At 61.1% G+C, this 19,838-nt stretch carries 14 protein-coding genes and 4 pseudogenes; 6 read left to right on the top strand and 12 right to left on the bottom strand.

Annotation, left to right across the window (positions count from 1 at the left end):
• Positions 1-13 precede the first annotated feature (13 nt).
• The 3 genes and pseudogenes from L0U84_RS09250 to L0U84_RS09245 form a co-directional block, all read right to left on the bottom strand.
• Positions 14-613, bottom strand: a complete 600-nt coding sequence (locus tag L0U84_RS09250) for an NADPH-dependent FMN reductase (protein WP_442794030.1) — start codon at positions 611-613, stop codon at positions 14-16.
• An 899-nt stretch (positions 614-1,512) separates the two neighbouring features.
• A pseudogene (locus tag L0U84_RS43785) lies at positions 1,513-1,732 on the bottom strand (hypothetical protein); the annotation flags it as partial.
• 305 nt (positions 1,733-2,037) lie between these two features.
• A pseudogene (locus tag L0U84_RS09245) lies at positions 2,038-2,292 on the bottom strand (IS110 family transposase); the annotation flags it as partial.
• Here L0U84_RS09245 and L0U84_RS09240 point away from each other — a divergent pair.
• Positions 2,289-3,018, top strand: a pseudogene (locus tag L0U84_RS09240) (IS110 family transposase); the annotation flags it as partial. The pseudogenes L0U84_RS09245 and L0U84_RS09240 overlap by 4 nt on opposite strands.
• A gap of 260 nt (positions 3,019-3,278) precedes the next feature.
• Here L0U84_RS09240 and L0U84_RS09235 read toward each other — a convergent pair.
• The 9 genes and pseudogenes from L0U84_RS09235 to L0U84_RS09195 all read right to left on the bottom strand — a co-directional run.
• Positions 3,279-4,056, bottom strand: a pseudogene (locus L0U84_RS09235) (Tn3 family transposase); the annotation flags it as partial.
• Between the two features lie 186 nt (positions 4,057-4,242).
• Positions 4,243-5,085, bottom strand: coding sequence for an alpha/beta fold hydrolase (locus tag L0U84_RS09230; RefSeq protein ID WP_233849389.1), 843 nt, complete (start codon positions 5,083-5,085; stop codon positions 4,243-4,245).
• Between the two features lie 542 nt (positions 5,086-5,627).
• Entirely contained in the window at positions 5,628-6,752 is a 1,125-nt protein-coding gene (locus tag L0U84_RS09225) for a porin (protein WP_233849387.1), read from the bottom strand.
• Positions 6,753-6,837: 85 nt separating this feature from the next.
• Positions 6,838-7,785, bottom strand: a complete 948-nt coding sequence (locus L0U84_RS09220) for an NAD(P)H-dependent flavin oxidoreductase (protein ID WP_267939535.1) — start codon at positions 7,783-7,785, stop codon at positions 6,838-6,840.
• Between the two features lie 21 nt (positions 7,786-7,806).
• Entirely contained in the window at positions 7,807-9,138 is a 1,332-nt protein-coding gene (locus L0U84_RS09215) for an MFS transporter (RefSeq protein ID WP_233849385.1), read from the bottom strand.
• A gap of 62 nt (positions 9,139-9,200) precedes the next feature.
• Complete coding sequence (locus tag L0U84_RS09210) at positions 9,201-10,856, bottom strand: AMP-binding protein (protein ID WP_233849383.1); 1,656 nt, start codon at positions 10,854-10,856, stop codon at positions 9,201-9,203.
• Positions 10,849-11,643 carry an enoyl-CoA hydratase/isomerase family protein gene (locus L0U84_RS09205; RefSeq protein WP_233849381.1) on the bottom strand — a complete coding sequence of 265 codons (795 nt, stop codon included), beginning with the start codon at positions 11,641-11,643 and terminating at the stop codon, positions 10,849-10,851. The genes L0U84_RS09210 and L0U84_RS09205 overlap by 8 nt, the downstream gene beginning before the upstream one ends.
• Before the next feature lie 33 nt (positions 11,644-11,676).
• Positions 11,677-12,876 carry a CaiB/BaiF CoA transferase family protein gene (locus L0U84_RS09200; protein WP_233849379.1) on the bottom strand — a complete coding sequence of 400 codons (1,200 nt, stop codon included), beginning with the start codon at positions 12,874-12,876 and terminating at the stop codon, positions 11,677-11,679.
• Positions 12,873-13,643 carry an enoyl-CoA hydratase/isomerase family protein gene (locus tag L0U84_RS09195; protein ID WP_233849377.1) on the bottom strand — a complete coding sequence of 257 codons (771 nt, stop codon included), beginning with the start codon at positions 13,641-13,643 and terminating at the stop codon, positions 12,873-12,875. Before L0U84_RS09195 ends, L0U84_RS09200 begins: the two co-directional genes overlap by 4 nt.
• A gap of 327 nt (positions 13,644-13,970) precedes the next feature.
• On the opposite strand from L0U84_RS09195, the gene L0U84_RS09190 reads away from it, so the two are divergent.
• From L0U84_RS09190 to L0U84_RS09170, 5 genes are all read left to right on the top strand, one after another.
• Entirely contained in the window at positions 13,971-14,936 is a 966-nt protein-coding gene (locus tag L0U84_RS09190; RefSeq protein ID WP_233849376.1) for a hydroxymethylglutaryl-CoA lyase, read from the top strand.
• Positions 14,933-15,337 (top strand): PaaI family thioesterase, encoded by a 405-nt coding sequence (locus L0U84_RS09185; RefSeq protein WP_233849375.1) that lies wholly within the window; start codon positions 14,933-14,935, stop codon positions 15,335-15,337. The genes L0U84_RS09190 and L0U84_RS09185 overlap by 4 nt, the downstream gene beginning before the upstream one ends.
• Before the next feature lie 23 nt (positions 15,338-15,360).
• On the top strand, positions 15,361-16,794 hold the full coding sequence (locus L0U84_RS09180; protein ID WP_233849374.1) for an NAD-dependent succinate-semialdehyde dehydrogenase: 1,434 nt from the start codon (positions 15,361-15,363) through the stop codon (positions 16,792-16,794).
• A 113-nt stretch (positions 16,795-16,907) separates the two neighbouring features.
• Complete coding sequence (locus L0U84_RS09175; protein ID WP_233849372.1) at positions 16,908-18,167, top strand: MFS transporter; 1,260 nt, start codon at positions 16,908-16,910, stop codon at positions 18,165-18,167.
• Positions 18,168-18,191: 24 nt separating this feature from the next.
• Complete coding sequence (locus L0U84_RS09170; RefSeq protein WP_233849371.1) at positions 18,192-19,835, top strand: GMC family oxidoreductase; 1,644 nt, start codon at positions 18,192-18,194, stop codon at positions 19,833-19,835.
• The last annotated feature ends 3 nt before the right edge of the window (positions 19,836-19,838 follow it).

The following is a 19,838-nucleotide window of genomic DNA, read 5'->3' as shown; positions in this document are numbered from 1 at the left end:
CGCTCATTGAGATCTATGCAACAGATTCAGGCTCCTTCATTGCAAGACAAGCACTGGTATCTCGCGCGCCGAACGCGAGCGCAAAGCTCGACACCTGACGTCCTACCGTCCGAAGCTGCTCGACGACCTTGGGGTCCGAGCACGGATGGGCTGACTGGAGGTGTGTCTCGAGCGTGTTTACCGTAGCGCCGAACGGCGTCGGCCAGCCGCGCAATGCATGAATGACCGAACGCAGCGACGTCAGCACCGTGCCCGCAGCTTGCCATCCATATACAGTGACAATGCTGCCGACCGCGCGTCCGTCGAGATAGGGACGGTCGTCGTCACGGAGTTCGTCTAGCGTATCGAGGGCGTTCTTCACCAGACCGGAAATGCCGCCGTGATAGCCTGGCGTAGCGATGATGAGCGCATCGGCGGCCCTCACCGTTTCGATGAGTTCATCCTGTTCGTCGGTCAGTTGGTGGGTTTCGGGCGCGTAATGGGGAAGACTGTGCAGGAATGCGCCACCGAAAAACTTCACGCGCGCGCCAGCTTCCTGAGCGCTCTTCAATGACAAAGTAAGCGCGCGTTCCGTCGACGATGCCTGCCGTGTCGTGCCACCAATTCCAACCACGAGCGGACGGTGCGATGAGTGAATTCGAGTCAAGATGAATGCTCCAGATGAACGCGCGGAATGAACGTTTCATTCTCGCTTAAACGCTTTGCTTCACTGTGGATATTGTTTAAGCGAGCGGGATTCACTGCTTAAGCTTTTCGGGTCGTCTTCTTTAGAAAATGCGCCATGTTTGACCGATGGAGCAGCTCAAGCTGACATCTCTATTCATCCGCTGATTGCCGCACACTGGAGTTCGCATGCCTTTTCAGAGAGGTCCTCTGACCACGAACATGTCGTCGCGCTCCACGAAAGCGTCAGGCGGGACGTCCTCCGCGTTCAAGACGCAGTCGTGGCGCCAAGACGTCTTCGAGAGAGCGGAAGACCCTGATCCGTTCGCGCGCGCGCCCGATCGAGGAGTTTGCAACATCGGCCCGTTCGATAACCGCACTGCTTTATGGAAAACGCCGCGAGCTGGCTCAGCGCGACTCTCAGTCACCCGTCTAGTCGCGAACGCTTTGCCGATCGACCGGGTCTTTTGAGGGCGCTATCGGATCCTTACCGATAAGTCGAAAGGCTTGTCGCGCTACAATCTAAACTCCGATGTAATGTTCCGGCATTCCCTGCAGTGTCGTGTTTTGGCAATGACCGCACAGACTTCGCTACGCATGAAGAGGCTCGGTGGGAAATCTTCTCCTGGCTCGAATTGGGTCTGAAGAACAACTGGCCAGGTTTCGCGCGAAAAGAACTGCACCAGAAAGCGTCGGCACGAGCCCGGAGATCACGGTGGCTGGCTTTACGAAGACGAGGACCTCCCGCAGCCTTGACCAGCGACGCGACAGCCAGGACCCGAAGATACGGTCGGCTGGACCCAGACGTGGCAGGGAGACGGCGGTTGTCAACGTACTTGTCGTGTCACTTCATGCGGACTGCTTTAGTTCTACCGGTTGCGAGCGCTCCGGATTGAGCCAGACTTCATCCTTCAATTTCCAGTCGCGTCGATCGGGACCAACGCCGTGGATTGCGCTGCCTGGCCTCTGCATACACGGCCTCACGTTGCGCAAGCACTGCGGTTGCCACGCCGTTATGACGCTGCGCTGGTGTGACGAATTTCAGGCCGCTGTGTTTGTGCTCATGGTTAATGGAATGGACGCCCCCACCCCAACACGGCATCGCTGCGCCAAATCTATGGTCCACCCCATTTTTGCAACCCTGATTTTCAATGGCGAGTTTGGCTTGCTTAAATCTATTCGGCGTCGTTGTGGGGATTGCTCCCCGCGCCACGATGAGATTCGCGCCTGACGATCCTTAACAGTGGATCGACTTCGAAAAGCCTCTTTGGCACACAGGTTCTTCGTCAGGCCGGTATGCCGTTCACGTCATCGATTTTCAGTCGTCGCAAAACCAGTTGGATGATTTGAAAGCAATGGTAAAGCTGTACCCGTTCAGAGTGGATGGTTTGAGAAGCCTGCGTCAAATGTGGTTTGGCGAGCAACAATGGCCCAGGCGATTCGAGCCAGCTTGTTGGCCAGCGCACACGCCACCACGTTTGAATGCCGCTGCGCGAGCATTGCGCGAACCCAGTCTGCCAGGCGACCGGTTCGCTTCTCCAGGCTTCGCATGTAGGCGCGGGCGCACAGGACGAGCAGGCGCCTGACATTTTTGTCGCCGCGTCGGCTGATCCCGAGAAGATTGTATTTCGCTCAAGAATATCGAGCAGCAAGCGACGCTGGCGCTGCACCGGCCGGGTGCGCCAAGGATTCGTCGGCGCGCGCACCGCACAGGCCAATCAGATCCGCGGGCTGCTGGCTGAGTTTGGCCTCGTAGTGCCGCAAGGATTGGCCCACGTGATGGGGGATGTTCGCGACCTCATCGAGGACGCGAGCAACGAGCTGCCGGGCAGCTTCCGGCGGCTTGTCGAGCGCCTGCTCGATCACCTCAAGGAGCTCGATCGTCAGGTTAACGAACTTGAGGCGCAGATCAAGGGCTCGCATCGTAAGAGCGAAGCCAGCCGTAAGCTCGAGAAGATCCCCGGCATCGGCCCGATCACCGCGAGCGCGTTGGTGGCCACTATTGGCGACGAGAGGAGCTTCCGGAACGGTCGACAGCTTGCGGCCTGGATGGGCCTGGTACCAACGCAATCGTCCAGCGGAGGAAAGACGAACCTCCTCGGTATCAGCAAGCGCGGCGACATCTACCTGCGAACTCTGCTGATCCACGGCGCACGATCTGCGGTGCGAGCATTTCAGGGCAAGGCGGATCAAAGCCGCAACCCCAGGTTTCAGAAACTGCTGGCGCGTCGTAATCACAATGTCGCCGCCGTCGCTCTCGCCAACAAAAATGCTCGCATCGTTTGGGCGCTGCTCGCGTGTGACCGAGAGTACACGTCCGGTTTCTCGCATGGCAAGGCTAGTGTCGTTGCATAGCCGCAATTGAGTGAGTTTGCGTCCGACAACCTATAGTCCGGAGACGAATTACACACCCCATAGATTGCTCAGGCAATACGCAGATTGATGGCATGACAGGTCAGACCGTGACCGACAAAGCCCGACTGGGGGTCGCCTTGATTCCCGTGCAGAAACCGGGTTAGGGCCGCCTATATACGACAAGGCCTTGCCTTCCGGCACAAAATTAATGTTTTGCAAAATCAATAACTTGCTGTCTACCCGTCAGACGCCTTCTTTTCTCACGCGCGCTGGCCGGTGGCAGAGGACGCGACACCCTTCGCTAAACTTGGAAGCAGTCTGCTTGCGAAACGTCCTACTGCAAGATAAACGTCCCCCGAAGGTTGATCCCTTTGCGGTACGTTGGCGCGATTCGCCTCAGTTGGTCCGGTCGCGGTGATCCTCCAGAAGCTTGAAGCGCTTCGAGCGAGTGTTGCATATGGGTCGTGTTCCACGCCATCAAGATATTCGCGAGCAAGGTCAGCGCAGACGACGGCCAACAGAGAATCCTCGCGCCGAGCAAGTTCGATCGGAATGCGCCCAACATAGATCGCTCGTTGGACGGGTATGCACCGCCTCGCCGCGATTCAGGACATGCTGAAGCTCTGCTCGGAAAGCCGTGTTGGTGAATTAGTCGATGAGGAAGAGGGGGCGAAACAAGCGCGCAATATGGACGCCACCTTCGTAGACAGGTTGCCCGCGCGCTGCTGACCCGAACCGGGTAAGAGCGTCCACGGCAGTGCATTTTCCCGAGCGAATAGAGGCGACGATCCTAACGAATTTGTCCCAGACCTCCGCGATCAGGTCGAACCGAATATCGCGGTCTGTGATTGCGGCAAGTTCCCCCGGCACGTCCTGACTGCGAGGAACGTGAAGCCGGCGATCGCGAAGATGCGAGAGGCGAGGGCAGAGATCGAATCCGAGTAGACGGGCTAAACCCATGGCGAAGTCCGTATAGCCATGCGTGTCGACCGCGAGCTGGGCAATATCCTGCGTTGCTGCCTGCCCGATCACACCTTCGCTCGACTGCTATGTTTTGCAATCTTTATCGCGTAATCAAAGGCTTCGGCCGTCGCCACGCGACAATGATCGACACTCACAAGCTGGCCGCCCTCAGCAAGACACATGAATCCGACAGATAGCTCACCAACAGGGACGAGAACCCTCGCCCCCTCGCATAGACTTCGGCTCGAAGATGTTGGACTTTCAGTGTTTTCGCAAGAATTGCAAGACCCGGGAATTGAACTCGTCGGGCTTTTCCCACGCGACCGAATGCCCGGCATCACAGATCTCGTCGAACTCCATATCTTTGACCTTTGAGGCCCATAGCTTCATCAAGGCCGGCGGCGCAAGCCAATCGGCGCTTGCCGCCAATACCAACATAGGCGCTTCAATTGCTGCGATTTTTCTAAAAGTGTTCGGAGTTCGCAGCGGCTGATTGGGAGCATGAGGTTGCCTTGCGTGCTCCTCGATCTGCTTCCATCTCGCTAGACCATCGACATTGCCACCGATATAGGATGGACCTACTTCCAGGTAAATGGATGGCCAAGGAACATTTGGTATTTCGATACGCTTAATAAACTCCCTAATCTCCTTTTCCTCAAGCGCACCGGTACTCGCGGCGACAACCACACTTAGCAGGCGATCTGACTTCCACGCCGCGTAGTCGAGTGCGACGAAGCCTCCGCCAGCCACACCCACTAGGTGGAACTTACGTAGATTAAGGTGATTCGCTAAGGCGTCGATGTCCGCGGCCCCGGTACCAGGCTGGGCGCCCGAGTCTCCATTCGCGACGCTTCCACCCCATCCACGGCGATCAAAGGCAACTGCACGATATCCCGCCGCCGCGAAAGCATGCAACTGAGGTTCCCAACTGTCGCTCGTTCCCGTCAGCGCATGGACGAATATTACCGGAATGCCATCGCCACCGGTGTCCATATACGTGAGCGAAACGCCAGGCAGATCCGCGGTCTTCTTTTCATATGACGCGGCGTTCGTGGCCTGGCTTGTTGCAAACCCAATTATCATCGCCGCGATTACTAGTAGCATACATCGCAGACGAATTCGAAAGAGAATCCTGGGACACCGCATACTCGACCCTCCTTTGTCTCACTAAAATATTCAAATCAAAGACGGGATAACCTCACTGGCCTTGTATGGAAAATCAGAAGTTATGTCGCAAAGGGGTGGCTTTGCTTCCGTGTAGGTTTTCGGTTAGGACTGGGCAAGTGGGACAAGGGTTTTCGGTTTTCCCCTCAGTTGATAACTTGTTAAATCATTCACTTGCTGTCTACCTATCGCGTCAAGAAAGGTCGAAGAGCGGTGGCACGCCTGGCCGTTTGGCCGGCGAAAGAGATTGTCGGTTTGCCCACGACGTCCAATGCGAGATTCAGCGCTGTCCTGAGGTTAGCGCCGCTTGCTATCGTCTGTTCGTCCCGATATCTTCGCAGCCCATTCAAAATGACCCGCGAGTCATGTCTTTTGCTTGCCTTATCGGCTCTTCTCGAGCAATTCGAAACCCTGTTACCTCGCCACAATTAGCCTCGGTTTTCCGTCATCGGGCACCTAAGTCACGGGTGATCTAGTCTCGATCAGAACCGATGCCGCAACCCCGCCGTGACCGACACGCTGTCATCATTTCCCGCAAACGGCCCATTGAACGTACCACTTACTTTGCTATACGCCCCCGCCACATAGACATCGGTACGCTTTGAGAGGGAGTAATCGCCGGTCAGGAACGTCGACAGCTTGTTGCCGCTCTCGCCGCTCGCGTTGACGTGCCGCCCGAGATCGTAGATGGCGGCGGCTTTTACTTGCACCGATGGCGTCGCCTGCCACGTCGCGCCGAACTGGAACACATTGTCCGTGCGCGCTTGGCCGCTCGCGCCGATATTCGTGTTGCCCGGATTCGTATAAAACTGCGTATACGTGCCATACGTCGGCGAGAAATCTTGACCGCTCGTCGGCGTGAACGCACCGTCGCGGCGCGTGTACAGGTAGTAAGCCTGCCACGTCACCGGCCCGGTCACATAAGACGCGCCCGCGCCAAGATTCGACTGCTTGTTGCCTGCGAGATCTTTCGCCTGCTGCGCGGTCAAGCCCGCGGAAAACACACTGCCCGTGTAGTTGAGACCGGCCGCATACGTGGAACCGTGCGACACGCTGCCCGCCTGACCACCGAACGAATATGCTGCGTTGAACTTCCACTGATCGATGGTGAATGTGTACTTCGCGGTATTGTCCATGCGCGAGCCGGCGAGCAATTGGACCCAGACATCGCTTGCGGGAGAATTGCCCCAGCCAATGACATCGTAGGGCAGCAGGGTGTCGAACGGCACGCTGTACTGGCGGCCAAGCGTCAGCTGACCGTAGTTGCCTTTGATGCCTACATACGCCTGCCGTCCGAATTCGCGATTGCCCTGCAGCGAGACACCCGTCGTCGGATTAAAGCCCGCCTCGATACGAAAGATCGCCGACACCCCCCCGCCCAGATCTTCGCTGCCGAGCAGGCCCCAGCGCGAACCGTTGAAGAAGCCCGGCCCAAGCGCCACGGAGCTGCCGCTGGACAGTGCGCGCCCGTTCGCGGCCGTCGTGCCGACCTGATTGGTTTGCCAGGAGATCGCAGTATCGATCAGGCCATACAGCGTGACACTGCTTTGCGCGTGAGCTGCGCAGGTGAAGGCCAGCAAAGCGGCTGCGGCGCATGCATTCTTCATCTTCCAAATCTCCAGAATTGTTCTGATTAGTTATACGAAATGTATGTTTTACAGAGTGGCATCCAGAAAGATGCCACTGTTCGATCTAGCCGATGAGCCGTCCCACGGCGTCGCGGTACTCCTCGACGAGTCGCGCCATCACTTCCGCTGCGCCCGGCAGGTCGTGAATCAGTCCCGCGGACTGACCAAGTTCCACCTTGCCGCGTTCAATATCGCCATCGAGTGCCGCTTGTCTAAGCGTGCTGCTTTTGAAGAGGGCATCATAGGCGGCATCATCGGGTTCATGCGTGTCGGCATGCAGGACGTCAGCGGCGAACTGGTTTCTGGTCATACGCACCGGAAGCTGACGCACACCCACGAGCACCGTTTGGTCAATATCAGTTTCCAGCAGGGCGCGCTTGTAGTTCTCATGCACACCGGATTCCTTCGTCGCAATGAAGCGCGTACCGAGCTGCACGGCATCCGCGCCAAGCGCGAGCAGCGCCGCGATGCCGTAGCCATCCGCTACACCGCCACCCGCCACGATTGGTACGGAAAATTCCTGCGCCGCGCGCCGTACTGCGATCAGCGTGCTGACGCCATTCGCGGGCGGATGGCCGCCTGCTTCTGCTCCGACGACGACCAGCGCATCTACACCCGCCGAGGCGGCCTTGCGTGCATGTTCCATCGTCGAGACGACATGGATCCAGCGCGTGCCGATCCGCTGAAAGCGATCCAGATGCGCCTTTGGGCCGCCTTGCGACGCGAACACGACAGGCACGCGTTCTTCCTCGATGACATCGAGAAATAGCGCTGCCTCGGGCCGATACAGCGGCAGGTTCACGCCGAAGGCCGCGCCGTTGGTCGCTTTCTTCACGTCGCGAACGGCCTGGCGGAAGGCGTCGAGGTACATCGGGCCCGCAGCAATCACGCCCAGGCCGCCCGCGTTGCTGACGGCGGCAGGCAACGCCGCATTCGACGACGCCCAGCTCATACCGGCCTGGATGATCGGATAGCGAATGTTCAGCATGCGGGTAAGGCGAGTCGGTGACATGGTGTAATCCTTTCGTGAATATCAGTTTTTGGTCGTCAGCAAACGGGCCGGAATGCCGATTAGCAAAGTCACGCCGCCCAAAATAGCCAGGCAGCCCGCGAACTGGATCCCGAGCGTCAGACTGCCCGATACCGACTTCACATAGCCGATCAGGCTCGGCCCGACCAGGCCGCCGAGCGATCCAATACTGCTCACCAGCGCGATGCCCGCCGCCGCGCTCGTCGAGCCGAGATAGGTTGATGGAATCGTCCAGAACACCGACAGGCTCGACAGATGTCCCGACGTCGCAATTGCCAGCAACAAAACGGAAAACGTCAGATCGCCGCGAGCAAAGGGCAGGGCGATCAGGCTTGCCGCCGCGCACATCAGCGGAACCGCGGCGTGCCAACGGCGTTCACGCACGCGGTCGGAATGGCGGCTGACGATCACCATCGACACGATGCCCGCGACCGGGGGAAGAGCGGCCAGCAGGCCAACATGCAGAGCGTCGTGGACGCCAGTGGCCTGAATGACCATCGGCGCGAAAAATGCGATCGTGCTGGCAAGAATGTACGCACAGAACGACACCAGACCCGCGATATACACGCGCCAGTCGCGCAACGCGGCGAGCATGCCGCCGTGTCCGTGCGTCGCGCGCTCACCGCGTTCGGCGGAGAGTGCGCCAACGAGGCGCGCCTTTTCTTCCGCCGTGAGCCACGTGGCCTTCTCGGGACGGTCTTCCAGCCGGAAATACACAATGATGCCGAGCAGAATCGCGGGCAGCCCTTCAAGGAGGAACATCCACTGCCAGCCCGCGAGGCCGTGAAACTGGTGGAAGCTGTGCATGATCCAGCCGGACAGCGGCGCGCCGATCATCGTCGCCACGGGAATGGCGATGAACGAGAGCGCCGTGACGCGCGCGCGCCGTTCGGCCGGGAACCAGTAGCTCAGATACAGGATGATGCCGGGGAAGAAGCCCGCTTCGGCCACGCCCAGCAGCATGCGGGCGATGTAGAACTCCCAAGGCGTGCGCACGAACATGGTCGCAGCGGACACCGCGCCCCACAGCACCATGATGCGTAAGAGTGTGAGGCGTGCGCCCATCTTCGCGAGCAGCAGGTTACTCGGCACTTCGAACAGGAGAAAGCCGACGAAGAACAGTCCGGCGCCGATGCCATAGACAAGATCGCTGAAATGCAGATCGGCTTTGAACTGAATCTGCGCGATGCCGATGTTCACACGATCGATATAATTGATGATGTAGCACGCGAAGAGCAGCGGCAGAATTCGCCGGCTGATCTTTCGGTACGTCGATTCACTGACGGCCTGGTCCGGGCGTGTGAGCCCGACGGCGTCGGATGCGTACGTCGTCATTGTCTCCTCCTTGATAGTTGGCTTGCGTCGGCAGCGGACGGCCCAGGCCGTCCGCGTCGCGCTCACGCGAGATTGAACTCGCGGATTGCGTAGTCGCGAAGTTTGTTCTTCTGTACCTTTGAGCTGCCCGTCATGCCGATTTCATCGAACGACTCCACCAGCCGCAGGTAGCGCGGCACCTTGAAGTTCGCGCAGCGCGCCTTGCACCACGCAATCAGCTCTTCGCTCGACGCCTTTTCGCCTGCTCGCAGCACGACGAACGCCGCTGCCACTTCGCCGAGACGCGCATCGGGCACGCCGACCACTTGCGCGAGCTGCACGGCGGGATGGCCGATCAGCGTCTCTTCTACTTCGGCGGGCGCGACGTTCTCGCCGCCGACGCGGAACACGTCCTTCAGGCGGCCGAGCATGCGCAGCCGGCCCTCGGCATCGATTACGCCGAGATCGCCCGTGCGCAACCAGCCGTCAACGCTGAATGTCTTCGCGGTTTCTTCCGGCTTGTTGTAGTAGCCCTTCATCACGCTCCAGCCGCGTACCTGGATTTCGCCGGGCGCGTCGGCGGGCTGCACTTCACCCGTTTCCGTCGATACCGTGCGAATCTCGATGCCTGGATGCGGCGACGCCCAGCCCGCAACGCGCAACTCGAGCGGATCGCGCCAGTCGTTCAGCACGACATTCGGCGATGCCTCCGATTGCCCGTACGCGCCGACCATATGTTTCACACCCATCACGTCATGGATCTTCTGCATGATCTCGGGGCCTGCTGCTGCCCAGCCGCCGCGCAGATGAATCCGCTCGCGTCTGAACTCCGGGTGGCTCATCATCATCAGAAAGATGGTGTCGTTGCCGGACGTGAGCGTGCAGCGCTCTTCGTCGAGAATGGTCAGCACCGTCGGCACGTCGAACGACGGCACCGACAGTAGACACGCGCCGGATACGAGCGAGACGAGCAGCGACATGGTCGTACCCGCGACATGGAAGAACGGCCGCACACTGAAGTAACGATCATCCGCGCGCACCCCGATGCGCTGCGCGGACGCCGCCGCGTTCATCAACATGTTGCGATGCCTAAGGAGCACGCCCTTCGGAAACGAAGTGGTGCCGGATGTGTACTGGATCAGCAGCGTGTCGTCGGGCGAGACTTCGACCGCGCGGGCCACAGCTTGCGCGCGCGTTTCCACCGTGTCCGCCAGCGACTCGAAGCGCTCGACGCCCGCGGGCAATGCGCGCTGGGTATCGCCCATCAAGACGGCGCGGCGCAACAAGGGCAGTACGTCGCCGGGGAGCTTCGCGTCGAAGGCTGGTTCAACGTCGCGCAGCAGTTGCGAATAGTCGATGTTAAGGAAGGTATCGACATAGAACAGCACGCGCACGTCGCCCTGTTTCAGGCAATAGTTCAGCTCGTCGAGCTTGAAGCGCGTGTTGACGGGCACCGTCACCGCGCCGATCGATGCCGCAGCGTAGAACAGCACGACCCAGTCGATCGAATTGCCCATCAGCACCCCGACGTGCTCGCCATGCTGCACGCCCGCTGCGATCATGCGCGCGCTGGCGCTTTGCACACGCTTTGCCAGCGCACCGTAACTGATGCGCTCGCCGTCGATGACAAGTGCCTCGGCATCGGGCGTGGCGGCAGCACGGGCGGCGAGAATCGCGGGCAGCGTGACGGGCTGCGTCAGGCCGAAGCGTTCGGTATAGGCCAGATAGTCGTCATGCATGGCGTGCTCCATCGTGTTCATCGTTGTTTGCGCCGTTGCCGCGCTGGCCAAAGGTAGCGATGGATTGCTTCCAGTCCGACTCTTGCAAGAGCGTATCGATGGCCAGCATTTCGATGGCAAGCGCGCCGGCTGGATCGCTTTCCACGCCACGGTCGATGCAGTCGCGCGTCAGTTGCATCGCGAGCGCCGGCGCATCGGCGATATCGCGCGCCATTTGCCGGACGAACTTCACCGCTTCGTCGGCGGGCACGATGCGCGACACAAGTCCCGCGTGCAAGGCTTCATCGGCGGACAACGTGCGGCCGGTGTAGGCCATGTCTTTCGCGAGCCGCTTGCCGACCACACGCGGCAGACGCTGCGTCGCGCCGACGGTGCCCCACAGCGCTTCCGGCGTGCGAAAGCTCGTCTTCTCCGTCCCGACGATGAAATCGCACGCCATCGCGATCTCGCCGCCCGAGCCGACCGCCGGCCCTTCGACCAGCGCGATACACGGCTTGCCGATTTTTTCGAGCGCGTCGTAAGCGGCGAAGGCCTTCAGGCGGCGCGCGCGCACGTCGTCAATGCTCATGCTCTGGCGTTCCTTCAGATCGGCGCCCGCGCAGAACACGGGACCATTCGCGCGCACGATCACGCAGCGGATCGATGCATCGGCGCGCAGGCGCACGGCAGTGGCGCGCAGTTCATCGCACATCACCGCGTTGAGCGCGTTGCGCTGCTCGGGCCGGTTGAGAATGATCTCGGCCACGCCGTCCAGGCGTTCGACAATCAGTGTTTGGTCATCGGTCATGGTGTCTCCTTGTATTGCGTATTCGTGCAGCGTTCAGATTGCGCCGTCCCGGCGCAGCGCGGCGATGTGTTGCGCGTCGTAGCCCAGGCGTTCGCGCAGCACCTGTTCCGTGTGCTCGCCGAGCAACGGCGGGCGCACGACGTCGGGATTCGCGAAGCCATCGAACTTGAACGGCAGCGGCAGCGCGCCGAACGTACCGACGCCAGGATGCTCAAACTCGCTCACCATGCCACGCGCTTGTACGTGCGGATCGGCGAGGACTTCGGCGACGTCCTTGATCGGACCGGCGGGCACGCCTTCGGCGTCGCAGGCATCGCACAGAGCCTGGCGCGTCCAGCCTGAAATGGCTTGCGTCAGCGCCTCCATCACGCGTTCGCGATGCTCCACGCGCCCCGCGTTGGTCGCAAGCAGCGGGTCGCTGGCGAGCGGTTCGAGCTTGAGCAGCTTGCACAGCGGCAGCCAGTGCTGATCGCTGCATGTGATATGCACGAACGCGTTGTCGCTGCACGCAAACGTCGCGGACGGCACGCGTCCCGGATGCTCGGTGCCCATACGCGGCGGCACTTCGCCGAGCGCGAAATAGCGGCCCGCCGCGAGCGTGAGCAGACTCACTTGTCCGTCAAGCATGGAGAAGTCGATGTGACATCCCTTGCCGGTCATCGCGCGACCGTTCAGTGCCGACAACAGTCCGATGGCGATCCACATGCCCGAAGTCAGATCGGCGATAGGCAAGCCCGGCTTCACCGGACCGCCGCCGCGCTCGCCGGTCAGGCTCATGATGCCGCCCATCGCCTGGAACACGGTGTCGTAGCCCTTGCGCTTCGCATAGGGGCCGGTCTGGCCGAAGCCGGTACACGACACATACACGAGCCGTTCGTTATCCGCGCGCAGTGTCGAGTGATCGAGACCGTAGCGCGCGAGGGTGCCAACCGGAAAATTCTCGATGAGGATGTCGGCGTTTTTTGCGAGTTCGCGGACGATGCGCCGTCCCGCATCGGTCTTGAGATTGGCCGTGATCGACTGCTTGCCGCGGTTGCACGCGAAGTAATACGCGGATTCGTCGCCCACCTGCGGCTCGAAGCTGCGCGTTTCGTCGCCCGTTCCCGGTTGCTCGATCTTGATGACGGTCGCGCCCAGTTCGGCCAGGATCATGTCCGCAAACGGGCACGCGAGCACGCGCGCGAGTTCGATGATGGTGACGCCGGCGAGCGGCTTGACGAGCGTGTCGGTCATTGGTCGTTCGCACGTTCCTTGCGGAAGTTGCGCATCATCAGATTGGTATCGAGCGATGCATCCAACGCCTGTTGCAGCGGCAGATCCGCCACGCGGTGGAACAGGCGTTTGGTTGCGGCCATCGCGGGCGCATCGAAAGCGGCGAGACGTTCGGCGACGCCGATAGCCGTGTCGAGCATCGCATCGTCGGCGACGACGCGGTTAGCGAGGCCGAGCGCGAGCGCGCGCTGCGCATCGGCGGCCTCACCCAGCGAGACAAGCTCGAACGCCGTCTTACGCCCGACCTGGCGCACGAGATTGGCCATCACGATCGCGGCGACGATGCCGTGCTTCAGTTCCGGGTAGCCGAGCTTGAGACTGTCGCCCGCGATCAGCATGTCGCACGCAAGCGCGAGACCCGCCCCGCCGCCCATTGCGTAGCCTTGGGCTGCGCCTACGACCGGCTTCGAAATCTGCGAGAAGACGCGGTGCAGGTTTGTTGTCAGATGCGCGCGATCGAGCGCGGCCTGCGCTGCGCTGGCGGCATCGGCGTTGCCCGAGCTGACGAAGCCACCGAACTCCTTCACGTCCGCACCGGCGCAGAACGCCTTGCCTGCGCCCGTCAGGACGATGGATTTCACCGCCGGGTCGCGGTCGGCGGTTTGCAGTGCGGCGAGCAGGCCGTGCGTGAGCTCATTGTTAAGCGCGTTGCGCTTGTCGGGGCGATTCATCGTCAGGACGCGCACGGCGGCGCGGTCTTCGATGAGGAGGCTGTCACAGGAGGTCATGGGGTAGTCGCGTCGAGGTGATGGACAAAGAGTAAGGCAAGATGCGTGACGAAGTCAAATAAAAATACGTGACTTAAACAATGAATATGTGACCTATCGGATCGGTGTATACCCCGGTTTAAGTGTTGCCGATGGTGCTCGCAATCCGCACAAGACAGTCTCTCGAATTCGCCTAAATCCAGCACAGACAAAGGATTTGGCGGGTTCATCGATTTCCTCAGACAACGACTCAGACCAAACGGCCGGCATTCGCTATTTAGTTGACTTTGAATCACAACGATGTTTTGATTGCTTCGAAGTCAACTATTTCTGCAGGAACCGCAAACCATGTCCGACCTGACTCTATGTGAATGTTTCGCTCGCGACGGGCTTCAGCACGAGACCGAATTCGTCCCGACGCAGGAAAAAGCCGCACTGATCGAACGCTTTGCCAGCGCCGGTTTTGCGCGCGTGGAAGCGACGTCCTACTCGAACCCCGCCGTCGTTCCCCAATTCGCCGATGCAACCGATCTCCTGCGCACCTTGCCACGCAAGGACGGCGTCTTTTACAAGGCAACCTGCGCCAACCTGCGCGCCGTCGAACGCGCGCTGGCAGATCTCGATGCGGGTGTCGGTGCGAACGAAATAAGCCTGCTCGTCTCCGCGAGCGAATCGCACTCACAGCGCAACCTCAAGCAGTCGCGCGCTGATCAATGGCGACGCATTGAAGCCATGGCCGCAGCCGCGCAAGGCCGCTTTCGCCTGATTGGCACCATCTCGGTCGCATTCGGCTGCCCATTCGAAGGCGATATCGAAGAATCCAGCGTGCTCGGGGATGTCGAGCGCTTCGCCGCGCTTGGCGTGCACCACGTGACGCTTGGCGACACCATCGGCGTGGCTACGCAGGCAAGCACCCAGCGCCTCTTTCGCGCGATGTTGCGCGCGTTTCCCGGCGTCGACGCCATCGCGCATTTCCACGACACGCGTGGCACCGGCCTCGTCAACTATCTGGCGGCGCTTGAAGCTGGCGTGCGTCATTTCGATGTCGCCTTCGGCGGCACGGGCGGGCATCCTGCGAAGGTGAAGTACGGTGGTGGCGTGACCGGCAACGTTTGCACGGAAGACTTCGTCAATTTGCTCGAGACGATGGGGGTCGCGACCGGCATCGATCTCGACGCGATGATGGAAGCATCGCAGGCATGCGAAACGGCGCTCGGCCGTCAGCTCGCCAGCCGTGTCGCACGCACCGGACTCAATCCGATGATCACGCGCGCCAAAGACGCGGCCGTCTCCACCGCGGGCGCTGCCGCATGAACGCGCCCGCGACGGCGCGGCCGCTCACGCTCGAATCCGAGTTTTGCATTGAGCAGGGTTTTGAGCTGGTTGATTACGGCGACGGCTGGGCCGCGCTCGCCTGCGACGTGCAACCCCGCCACACGAACCGCCACGGCAACGCGCACGGCGGCCTGCTCGCCGCGCTGCTCGATACCGCGATGGGCCTCGCCACGCGCGCCAGCGGCCGCGTCGAGAACCTCGGCACGGCGAGCCTCACGATCAACTATCTGAAACCGGCATCCGGGCGTATTGCGGTGCACGCGCAATTGCGACGCACGGGCCGCACGCTCGCCTTTTGCGAGGCCGATGCACGTAACGCCGAAGACGACGTTGTCGCGACCGCGAGCGCGGTCTTCGCGGTGACGCAACGCACCGAATGAATATTCAACAGGAGAAGCAGTCCATGTACCAAGACGTTCAGCTCTTTATCAACGGTGTCTGGAAAGCGGGCGCGTCGGCGCGCACGATCGACGTCGTGAATCCGGCGACGGAGGAAGTCATCGGGCGTGTGGCGCACGCGGAGCGCGCCGATCTCGACGAAGCGATCGACGCCGCGCAAAAGGGCTTCGATGTATGGAAGCGCATGAATGCCTACGAGCGCGCGAACATCATGCGGCGCGCGGCGAATCTGCTGCGCGAACGCGCCGACGTCATCGCGCGCCTGATGACGCTCGAACAGGGCAAGCCTCTCGCCGAAGCGAAGGGCGAAGCGATGTCGGCGGCCGATCTCATCGACTGGTTCGCGGACGAGGGGCGGCGCGCCTACGGACGCATGGTGCCGTCGCGCATTCTGGGTTCGTATCAGCTCGTGATGAAGGAGCCGGTCGGTCCCGTCGCCGCGTTCTCGCCGTGGAATTTCCCGATCAATCAGGTCGTGCGCAAGCTGTCAGCGGCGCTGGCGGCGGGCTGCTCGATCATCGTTAAGGCGCCGGAGGAAACGCCCGCCGCGCCCGCTGCGCTCATACGGGCTTTCGCGGATGCCGGCGTGCCGCGCGGCGTGATCAATCTCGTGTACGGCGTGCCGGCCGAGATCTCTGAATACCTCGTGCCGCATCCCGCGATCCGCAAGATCTCGTTCACCGGCTCGACGCCCGTCGGCAAACATCTCGCCGAACTCGCGGGCAGGCACATGAAGAAGGCGACGATGGAACTCGGCGGCCACGGCCCCGTGCTCGTCTGCGACGACGCTGATATCGACACCGCCGCAGCACAGCTCGGCGCGTTCAAGCTGCGCAACGCGGGCCAGGTCTGCACATCGCCAACGCGCTTCGTGGTGGCGCGCGCCGTGTTCGAACCGTTCCTCGACAAGCTGATCACGGCAATGAACAAGGTCCGCGTAGGCGACGGCCTTGAGGACGGCGTGACCATGGGACCGCTTGCAAATGAACGCCGTGTGCGCGCGCTGCAGGGTCTCGTCGACGACGCGATTTCCAGCGGCGGCGAGTTGCGCATGGGCGGCAAGCGCATTGGTGAACGTGGTTATTTCTTCGAGCCGACGGTGCTCGCGAACGTGCCGCAAAGCGCCCGCATTATGGGCGAAGAGCCGTTCGGCCCAATCGCGGTCGTCAATGCGTTCGATTCGCTCGACGACATGATCGCCGAAGCGAACCGCCTTCCGTATGGCTTGTGTGCGTTCGCTTACACGCGCTCGGCGAAACAGGCGCATCGCATTGCGGCGGAAGTTGAGACCGGCATGTTGACCATCAACCAGATTGCCATCGCGTTCCCGGAAGTGCCGTTCGGTGGCGTGAAGGACAGCGGCTACGGCACCGAAGGCGGCGCGGAAGCCATCGATGCTTATCTCAACCTGAAGTACATCTCGCAACTGGATATCTGACCTTCTGATATTCAACCGGCGCGACTGGCCCCAAGGCGAGCGCGCCATCGAACACAAAGCATATAGACGGAGACGAAGCAATGGATCTTGAACAGCAGGTGATGAAACGCGTCATGGCTCGCTTAATGCCGGTCCTGATCTTTTGCTATCTGATTGCGTATATCGACCGCAGCAACCTCGCGGTCGCCGCGCTCGCGATGAATCGCGAACTCGGTTTGTCACCGACGGATTACGGCTTTGCTGCGGGCATCTTCTTTCTCGGCTACGTGGCCTGCGAGATTCCGTCGAACATCTTTCTGTCGAAGCTCGGCGCGCGCTTGTGGATTTCGCGCATCATGCTGACGTGGGGCTTGTTGTCCGGTGCAATGGCCTTCGCGGTCGGCGCGAAGTCGCTGTTTACGCTGCGCGTGCTGCTCGGTATCGCTGAAGCGGGGCTGTTTCCAGGGCTCATCTACTACATCTCGTTCTGGTTTCCCTCGACGTATCGTGCGCGGGCGTTCGGCTACTTCCTCGTGGCGATTCCGTTGTCCATCGTGATCGGCGCGCCGGTGTCGGCATCGATCCTGTATATGGACGGCATCGGCGGCTTGTCGGGCTGGCAGTGGGTCTTCATCATCGAAGCGATGCCTGCGGTGATCTTTGCGTTCTTTTGCTTCTTCTTTCTCACCGATACCCCCGCGCAAGCGAAATGGCTCGAAGAGCCCGAACGCAAGTGGTTGATCGCGCGGCTCGCCCGCGACGTGGAGCATGTCGAATCGCATGGGCGCGGCGAGATCATGGCGGCGTTCGCGCATCCGCGTGTGTGGCTGCTCAGCCTCATTAACGTGGCGCTGATTGCGTGCAGTTACGGCTGTGTGTTCTTCATGCCGCTGATCGTATCGGAGTTCGGTTTCAGCAAGCTGCAGACAGGCCTGATCACCGCGCTGCCGTTTCTCGCAGGCGCCATTTCGATGATCGTCTGGGGCCGCAAGTCCGACCGCGCAGGCGAACGCAAGCTGCATCTGATTCTGCCGCTGCTGGTAGCCGTCGTGGGCTTCGCCATCGCTGCGCAGTCGAATACGGTCACGCTGAAGATGATCGGGCTGGGGCTCGCTGCATGCGGCACGTTCGCGTCGCTGCCGCCGTTCTGGTCCTTGCCACCGATGTTCCTCAAAGGCACGGGCGCGGCGGCGGGCATCGCGATGATCAATACCATCGGCAGTCTGGCGGGCTTCGGTGCCCCTTATCTCATGGGCTACGTCAAGCAGCATACGGGCAGCTATGGACTTGGGCTGATGATCATCGGCGCGAGCGCGCTGATTGCCTCCGTGCTCGCGCTGCGCATCCGTACCGACGACTTGACGATGCGCCGCGCCGCACCGATCGAGCGCTAAACATCACACATCGAGCACACTATTATGGACGCATTCGACTATGTCATCGTGGGCGGCGGGTCCGCCGGCTGCACGATCACCGCACGGCTCGTGCAGGCCGGCAAGCGTGTTGCGCTGATCGAATCGGGGCCGCCCGACAATCATCCTTTCATCCATATTCCGGCAACCTTCTTTAAGGTGCATGGAACAAATCGCATGTGGATGTACAAGACCGCGCGGCAAGGGAATGTGAACAATCGCGAAATGTACATTCCGCAAGGCCGCACGCTCGGCGGCGGCAGTTCGGTCAACGCGATGATCTACATTCGCGGTCAGCACGAAGACTTCGACGACTGGGAAGCGCTCGGCGCGCAAGGCTGGGGCTGGCGCGACGTGCTGCCGTTCTTCGTGAAGAGCGAAGGCAATGCGCGGCTTAAAGGCCCGCTGCACGGCACGTCCGGCCCGCTCAAGGTCAACGATGCGCGTCACGTCCATCCGTTCTCACGCGCTTTCGTGGAAGCAGCCGGACAGGCGGGCGTGCCGCTCACCGATGACTTCAACGGCGAACGTCAGGAAGGCGCGGGGCTGTTTCAGACGACGACGTTCGATGGCCGTCGCGGCAGCAGCGCGGCAACGTACCTTCGCATGGTTAAGCGCGATGCGCGCTTGCGCCTGATTACCGGCGCGGACGTGCTCAAGGTGCTGTGCGAAGGACGGCGTGCAACGGGCGTCCTTCTGCGTCACGAGAACGGCGAATGCGAGCGGTTGATGTGCCGCGCGGAAGTGATCGTGTGCGCGGGTGGCGCGGCCTCGCCGAAATTGTTGATGCATTCGGGCATCGGGCCGGCGGCGCATTTGCGTGAGTTCGATATTCCCGTCTTGCATGATCTGCGGGGCGTCGGCGAAAATTTTCAGGACCATCTGACCGCGCCGGTTTATGGCCGGGCGCGGCATCCGCATAGCGTGTTGGGGCATGACAGGGGATATCGGGCGCTGCGGCATGGATTGCAATATGTGCTTACGCGTTCCGGTCTGCTGAGTTCGAACGTGATCGAAAGCGGCGCATTTATTGATACCAGCGGCAGCGGACGTCCCGATATCCAGATTCACACCACACCCACGCTCGTCGGCGATGTCGACCGCAAGCCGCTGGAAGGGCACGGCATCACCATCGGACCGTGCGTGGTGCGCCCGAAGTCGCGTGGCACGGTGCGGCTGGCGTCGAAGGATCCGCTCGCACCGGCGCGGCTCGATCCACGCTTTTTCAGCGACCCCGACGACATGGCGACGATGATCCGTGGTGTGCGCATAAGCCGCAAAATTCTGCGCGCTCCGGCGCTGCGCGAAGTGATCGCGGAAGAACTGCTGCCCGGCGCGAGCGATGAGATCAGCGATGCGCGCATCGAAGAACATATTCGCGCGGTTTGCAAGACCGTGTTTCATCCGGCTGGCAGCTGCCGTATGGGCACCGATGAGATGGCCGTCGTCGATCCGCAACTGCGCGTGCATGGCATGAGCGGGTTGCGAGTGGCGGACGCATCGGTGATGCCGGCGCTTGTCAGCGGCAACACCAACGCCACTGCAATCATGATCGGAGAGCGCTGCGCCGACTTCGTCCTGAACAGGACGCGTCTGGAAAGCGCCGACGCGCTTTTTCCTTCTGCGAAAATAGGTGATGATGTCATGTAAAAT

Origin of the sequence: Paraburkholderia sp. HD33-4 (assembly GCF_021390635.1) — a bacterium.
In the GTDB taxonomy this organism is placed as follows: Bacteria; Pseudomonadota; Gammaproteobacteria; order Burkholderiales; family Burkholderiaceae; genus Paraburkholderia.
The sequence above is the reverse complement of the archived record's forward strand: the minus strand, read 5'-3'. Positions and strand labels throughout refer to the sequence as shown.